At 32.1% G+C, this 7,508-nt stretch carries 5 protein-coding genes; all 5 read left to right on the top strand.

From position 1 onward, the window contains the following. Positions 1-289 precede the first annotated feature (289 nt). Complete coding sequence (locus tag Arg41_RS07380) at positions 290-1,384, top strand: hypothetical protein (protein WP_092490699.1); 1,095 nt, start codon at positions 290-292, stop codon at positions 1,382-1,384. A gap of 629 nt (positions 1,385-2,013) precedes the next feature. Beyond that, entirely contained in the window at positions 2,014-3,066 is a 1,053-nt protein-coding gene (locus tag Arg41_RS07385) for a hypothetical protein (RefSeq protein ID WP_092490700.1), read from the top strand. 269 nt (positions 3,067-3,335) lie between these two features. Then, positions 3,336-4,382, top strand: a complete 1,047-nt coding sequence (locus Arg41_RS07390) for a hypothetical protein (RefSeq protein WP_092490701.1) — start codon at positions 3,336-3,338, stop codon at positions 4,380-4,382. Positions 4,383-4,976: 594 nt separating this feature from the next. Beyond that, positions 4,977-6,044, top strand: coding sequence for a hypothetical protein (locus Arg41_RS07395; protein WP_092490702.1), 1,068 nt, complete (start codon positions 4,977-4,979; stop codon positions 6,042-6,044). A gap of 299 nt (positions 6,045-6,343) precedes the next feature. Further along, a complete protein-coding gene (locus Arg41_RS07400; protein ID WP_092490703.1) occupies positions 6,344-7,366 on the top strand; it encodes a hypothetical protein in 1,023 nt (340 codons plus the stop codon). Positions 7,367-7,508 lie beyond the last annotated feature (142 nt).

Raw genomic sequence — 7,508 nt, forward strand, 5'->3', positions numbered from 1 at the left:
ATGTATCAAAACGTGCGTTGTTTGTTTACCGCAAATAGTAATGTCTCACATTAATGCATGGCACTTTTTTGTTATTTTCGTAAATTAGATCAGAGTTTCAATATCATAATCATAATTACCAAAAAACTTTTACACTTTTCACTTTTAAATATCATATAATAATCGTAAAAATAGCAAGAATCTCCACAAAAAATAAATAAATAATTATGGATCTTGTGACTTAAAAAATGTAACATCGCAACGTACTTTATAAAGTACTTAGAGTAGGTTATTGATTAGGATTAGTGATATGATGGTTAACGGAATTGAAGAATCTGTATGTGTGTGTGAGTATCATCTATACCATGACAATGGAACTTTTGCGGAAGAGTATACAGGTGAGGATGGCATTGATGTTCATGTAAATAATAAGGATCTAGAAAATGTTCAATCACGGAGAAGACCTCTATCATTTCGGATAAAACCCAATAATCTTTTGTCTCCTTTGGTTTTTCTTGGAACATTGAAATGCACTACTGGTAATATTATATCCCTAGCTTGGGAAGAGTTGACAAAAAATCTCTGCGGAATATTGTATGTTAGAGACCGTTTTGATGCAGCTATATCAGCGGGAAAAGATGTACCTCATATAGATATCGAAAGTATACTACGTCGTATTCTTAATAATACGGGCATTCGTGCCAACCTTAGTAGTAGGGAAATAATTACTATACCAGACATAACTGATAGTGAAAATTATGATTATACTGATTTTTTTCACATAAGTGACTATCTTGGCAGTGTGTTTCGTGGAGTAACCTTTAATCAAACCGGAACCATGTTGAGCAATTCAAGCAAAGATTTAATTAAAAAGTTAATGGACGATCATGAATATACATACAATATTGGATATCCACAAGAACTTCCACATCCTAATGATCTTGTTAAGTATAAATTTAGTAATTATGCCATTGAATCAAACACAAGTAGGAAGGCAATTAATAATATAGTTCTTGATTGTGTTAAAACGGGCATGCTGCGTTACTGGAAATATTGTACAAATATTGGCAAATACATGCCTTTAGGCAAATACTCAGAAGGTGCAAAGAATCGTACTATAGAAAAAATTATGGAACCAAAATTTGATCTTGTTATAACGAAAACAGATAGCGAACTAACTGTACTGTTGTTAGTGCTAACTTTTATCGGAGTTTTGGTATTTGTATTGTACGCCGTAAATAATTTGTTAAAGAGAAACCGTTCTAAAATAAAGAACCGTGCTTTAGGCAAAAAAAACGATGGCTGCGATATATCAATAGAGATCCGATCAAATGCCCTTTGTTTGAGCTCATCAAGTGACTTACGTTATCGCCATTTAAGTGAATTTAAAGTTGAAGATGTATGACAATAAATTAACCATTACAAAATTATTAGTAGCTACTATTGCAATGATAAATCAGTGTTTCTTTCATCAGCGACGTGATTATATGAGCACGGCGGCGAAGCAGTCTACCATGAGGTGTATTAAGCATTTATTTCATCAATCAGGCATCTAATTTAAAAAAAACCAACGCTTAGGCTTTAGTTAAAAACGAGTTGAATTTATCGGTATTGCTCTTTCTAATTTTAGTTGATAATCATTGGATATCTGGCGTGGAAATTTAATTTGTTTTATTTTTCAGATCAAATTGTGATCTTCCTTATATTGCGTTATATGGACATAAGGCAACATACATCTAAATAATGGCAGCTTATACCATAAACCATTTGCCGCTGAAAACACACCGATATAAAGCAAGCAGGTCTTATAGTTATACATTACCTCGTGAGTTTATAAATTAAATTTTTCATTTCGTTATTCATAATTTATATCTATCTAAAAAATATTAGATAGATATAAATATTATGTTCATTAAATACCTAATGATTCACAAAAAATAAAAACAATAATCAATAATAATAGACATTGCGATTTCAAAATTGTAGGCTAATATCATGTAAATTATTGGTTTCATCAACGTTAGGATTAGCATAATGGTTATTTCAGGTACCAATGGCTCATGTTCAGTAGGAGATATAGGTAAGAACTCAATCAAAAATAAAGATGATGTTTATGCCAATCCAGATTTAACAGCTAGAGAATCGCAATGTACGTCCTTATCATCGGTGGGTAAATTAAAAAAATTCATGTCTCCTCTGGTATTTCTTGGAACATTAGAGTGCGTTGATGGTATGTGTATGCTACCAACAAAGTTAGATGAATTGAACTTAAGAGTTATATCAATAGGATGGGCAGAATTAAAGTCTAATATTTGTGGACTATTATATCTTAAAAGGTGTTTTGATAATGCCATTTCAATGGGTAAAGATTTGCCCATGATCGACATTGACAGTTTACTACGTCGTGTTTTGAATGACTCTGAAATTACGGCCGATCCCACTAAAAAAGGAATGTTTACTATAGAAGAGTCCACTCAGATTTTGCATATGAGTGATTATATTGGAGACATATTTTTTTCTCTTTCTTTTAATAAAAATGTAGATGTACTAAATAAGTCACATAGCAATTTCATTGAGAACTTGATAAAAGATCATGAACATACAGATAGCAACGTTATGCACAACATCAATCATATGTCAATAGCTAGGAACTTAAAAGATATTGTTAATTATCCATTTAGTAGTTATGCAAATAATTCTGGTGTAGATCGAGGTGCACTTAAAAATATCATTTATGGCCGCATAGAAGATGGTATGTTACGCCATAGCGATTACTGTCCAACAATTAGTAAGTATATGCCTTCTGATGCAAGCGCAATTGCTTCGGAAAGTATTGTTATAGCAAGAATGCCAGAATCTAATATTGATACAACATCCTGCACTGAACTGACGGCAGTAGTATTGGCGCTAACCATTGTAGGAATTTTGCTATTTACTTTCTATGCAACATCTAGATCAATAAGGCGTAGAAATTACGCTTTTGGCCCCAAAAATAGCGCAAGTGTATCGAGAAATAACGTCGACTATTGCTCTCTAAACGGAAAACATTATCTTCATTTAAGTGAATTTCTGGTGGAAAATGTATAAATAAGTTACTTGTTATACTGATAAATTACTATAACTGATCAATAACTATGATGAAGGAATAAAACCATCGTGATAGCTTTCTATAGACAACTGTGTGGGCTAAAAAATATGATATCTGGGTTACGAAAGTTATCTGCTCATATAAATTATATAATAGTTTATCATAACATTATAAAAACGAATAAATAATAACAGATGCTATGACATATTAGGATGTACAATATTTCTATATTGTACATCTTCGCCAATTAATTTTAGGATTAGTAGATATGATTGTTTCCGGAACCAATTACTCTAATTTAGAAAGAAATTGCTCTTTGAAACTACGAAGTGAGGTTTTGGCAGAGTATTCAAGTAAAAATGAAAACGATTTTCATACTAACCACAACTTAAAAAGTATAAGGCCTAATAGAAAGTCTTATAGTCAACTCTCAAAAAAATATATCGCAACCACTTTGGCATTTCTTGGGACATTAAAATGCGCCAATGCTATAGAAAGAGTGTCAATAGGGTGGAAAGACTTTAGATCAGATCTTTGTAGCCTAATATACGTTAAAGGATGTTTTGACGCGGCTATCTTAAGAGGTGAAAATTTGCCTAATATAGACATTTCCAGCATACTGCGACACGCCTTGAATAAAGTAGGAATTTCTTACAGCCCTAGCAGTAACATGTTATCTTCGCTACATAGTATAGGTAGCAAGGAAGAAATTGACCTATTTGACATAATAGGAGATTACACTGCTTCGGTATTTCTTGGCATCACTTTTAATAAAACAAATTCCATATCAAACATAACGACAGAAAGTTTTGTTGAAAGCTTAATAAGAGATCACGACAATCTGGTAGATAACGAAGCACCATTAAACCCAGCAGGTATTCATGATGTTATAGGCTACCCGTTTAGCAAGTATGCCATTGTATCTAACGTAAGCAGGAAGGCAATCATCAAAACCATTTTCAGCCGTAGAAGACCAGAATCGCTAGACTACTCAAAATACTGTCCTACCATCAGTAAATATATACCTTTCGACAAGCATTCAGCAAGTATAACTGACCTTTTTTTCATGCCTGAATCTAATATCGATCCCATACCAGAGAAGGGAATGATTGTTGTAGCTTTAGTATTAGCTGCTGTGGGAGTTTTATTGTTTACTTTCTATGCAATTCATAATTTAGTAAAACGCAAGAGTTATATTTTTGATAGAAGAAATTTTACTGATAGTAACTTAAGAAGGAAAACATCTAGGACCATTTGTATGGATCCATTGAATGGTAATACACGTCACCGACATTTAAGTAAATTTGAAGAATAAATATGAACCCTTTGAGTTTAGTGTATTTTTTAAAATAATACTATGATGAGTACTAATAATTTATCTACTTCACTGCTATGCTATGGGAATGTTGGTTAATATTTTAAAGTCGTATTGCCGAAAGGTTTATTTTCTTATCAACCTAAATCATAATTCATTGAAATTAACCGCAAGGCAATAATTTATGTGCACCAAATGTATAATTTCAGATATCCATGCATTGAGTACATGGTTGTCAATAAAATATATTTCAAAACAATCTAAGATGAATTAAATAGAGGCAGGTTTATTTGTATAAGTTATTATTGTATCCACTAGATTTCCAATATGGCATTTCATAAATTTATTATTTAATCATATATTAAATATCAACAATTTACCCGACGCATAGTTGCTCAATAACGCTTAACTTATATACGCCAAATATTATTAATTTAATCTTTGCTTAGCAAATTAGTTCTCAAAAATAATAGACATAATATAATAAGAAAATGGTAAATATCAATTACGGATGTTATTCTAGAATAAAAGTGAGTAAATTTAAAAAAATGTTTGGGCATCTTGCGTTAACTTTACCAACCTTAGGGTGATAATATGATTACCTCCAGAATCAATTGTTTTGATCATACAAAAAGTGACGACTTGGAATTACAAGACAAAATTTTGGTAGAATACTCATACAGAAGTGAATATATTATTCAAGCAAAGGAAAAGGCAGAGCTCAATAATGGAGCTTCATCATTATTAGGGCGATCTATAAGTTTTATGTCTCCTCTAGTTTTCCTTGGAACTTTGAGATGCACTGCAGGAGACGCGGTGCATACAGGTTGGACATCATTGAAATCAAATCTTTGCGGACTAATATACGTTGAAAATTGTTTCATAAATGCAACCTTAAGAGGGGAAGATGTTCCAAAAATTAACGTTGCTGATATATTTTCCTCAATTTTAAATAAAGCAGGAATTCATACAAATATTGATAATGCCCCCCCCATAGGTGATATCAACACTGAAGAATCCATAGATACTTTTTTTTATATAGGTGACCAGATCGGCGCTGTATGCCGCAGTCTTATTTTTAATCAGACAGACGATGTATTAAGAAAATTAACTCAGAATTCAAAGAATGAACATACTTTTCTGGAATTCATTAACAATATTATTTCTAATAGAACAGGATCAATGTTAAAAGAATTAACTGAGAACTCAATGGATACGTATTATTTTTTATACCTCCTTAGCCAAATGGATAAGCCTGATACTAGCAAGTTAGGGTGCACGTATACCAATAACGCTATTAAATCGAATGTAAGCAGTAATATACTTTCACTCATCCTCAGCACCAATAAAATTAGCACCTTAAAAACTTACTGCCCCACTATCTGTGAATATATACCTATCGATAAATATGCAGCTGATCCGAAAGAACTTATTATAAATAAAATACCCGCGTTAAATATTGAGCCAAAATCAAATGCCGAGTTAAATATAATAGTTGTAGTATTGGCTGTTGCCGGAATTTTGTTGTTTTCTTTATATGCTATGGCTAATTTGATAAAACGTAAGCGATTCTTTTTTATCCCTAGAAATTACATATGTAGAGCATTAAGAAGAACATTAAATCACTCAAATTATCGCCGTTTAGATGAAACGGCAGTATAGAAATTGTATCGTCCAAACTAGAAAAGTTGGTATTATAAATATTATTAATGTCACCTCTTGCTCTATTTGTCTTACGGTCTGTTCCATATTGATTTAATGTATAAATTATGTTCCTAACTTATTTTATTATCAGATAATATATGTTTATCATTAATACTCCAAACAATAAAAATCAGTAACACTAATATACCGCTCATTAATAAAACATGAAAAATATAAAATAATTGATACAAGTGATGTGATCCTTAGAAAATGTGATATAAGACTATTATTAATCTGATTAACTTGGAATTAGTAATATGATTTTTTCTAAAGATAATTACTCTGATTGCACAAAAAATTATGACTTAGATTTACAAAGCAAAATTTTGGAAGAGCACTCAGTAGAAAACGTGTATATTGTTACCTCAGATCAAGAAGGAAAAGACGAAACATCACCTCTTGTATCTTTGTCCTTATTGGGTAAATCCGGAAAATTTATATCTACCTTGGTATTTCTTGGTACGTTGAAATGCGCCACTGGAAACGAATCATCAATTGGATGGAGAGTTTTGAAATCGTCTATTTGTGCTCTATTATACATTAGTGAATGCTTCAATGACGCTAACTCGAAAGGTGAAACTGTTCCTACCATTAACGCTAATGCCATAATATCATCCGTTCTCAGTAAGGCAGGAGTTTATGCTAATACTGGAAATAATAAAATATCAACGCTAGAAAGTATTTATTCCAAAGAGAACATGGATAAGTTTTTTTACATAAGTGACTACATTGGTTCTATGTGCCGCAGCCTTATTTTCAATAGAACAGACAACGTGCTAGAAAAATTATCTGGAAACTCGATAGATGATTATAATTTACTGCGCTTTCTAGGACAGATAGAGTATCCAAGCTCACATGATGTCGCATCATACCCGTATAATAATCACGCTGTCATGTCTAATGTAAGCAGGACCATATTTACACATATCATGTATAGTTACAGAAGAGCAAATATATTACGTTATGGTAATTATTGCCCAAAGATTAATAACTACATGACATTTAACAATCGTGCAGCAGATTACAAAGATATTGTCGCTGAAAAAACGGCAAATACTGAATTAGTCGTGGTAGTAGTTGCATTTACTGCTTTGGGATTTTTATTGTTTTCTTTATATGCAATGTATGATTTTGCAAAGCGTAAGAGACATAGTCGCGCAAAAAGAAAGCCCCCCCTTTTCGTACAAACAAACTATAAAGATAGTTCTTTAAAGAGAACACCAAATATTGTCTGTGTTACAGGATCATCAAATGTGGCGCGCTATCGCTACCAAAATTAACCTGCATTTGTCTTATTGTGAAAAAACATATCCTTAGTATATATACATTACTCGTAAAAATAACTAGCATGGTCATCATATTAAAATAATCACTGACTCCAAGCAAATAATCAGCATTCCCCGTCCATCGCAACTTGTATTG

It is taken from the genome of Candidatus Ichthyocystis hellenicum (assembly GCF_001460935.1).
GTDB lineage: Bacteria > Pseudomonadota > Gammaproteobacteria > Burkholderiales > 2013Ark19i > Ichthyocystis > Ichthyocystis hellenicum.

Coding starts and splice junctions, on each gene's coding strand:
- Arg41_RS07380 (WP_092490699.1), top strand. CDS start 290: ATGATGGTTAACGGAATTGAAGAATCTGTATGTGTGTGTGAGTATCAT.
- Arg41_RS07385 (WP_092490700.1), top strand. CDS start 2,014: ATGGTTATTTCAGGTACCAATGGCTCATGTTCAGTAGGAGATATAGGT.
- Arg41_RS07390 (WP_092490701.1), top strand. CDS start 3,336: ATGATTGTTTCCGGAACCAATTACTCTAATTTAGAAAGAAATTGCTCT.
- Arg41_RS07395 (WP_092490702.1), top strand. CDS start 4,977: ATGATTACCTCCAGAATCAATTGTTTTGATCATACAAAAAGTGACGAC.
- Arg41_RS07400 (WP_092490703.1), top strand. CDS start 6,344: ATGATTTTTTCTAAAGATAATTACTCTGATTGCACAAAAAATTATGAC.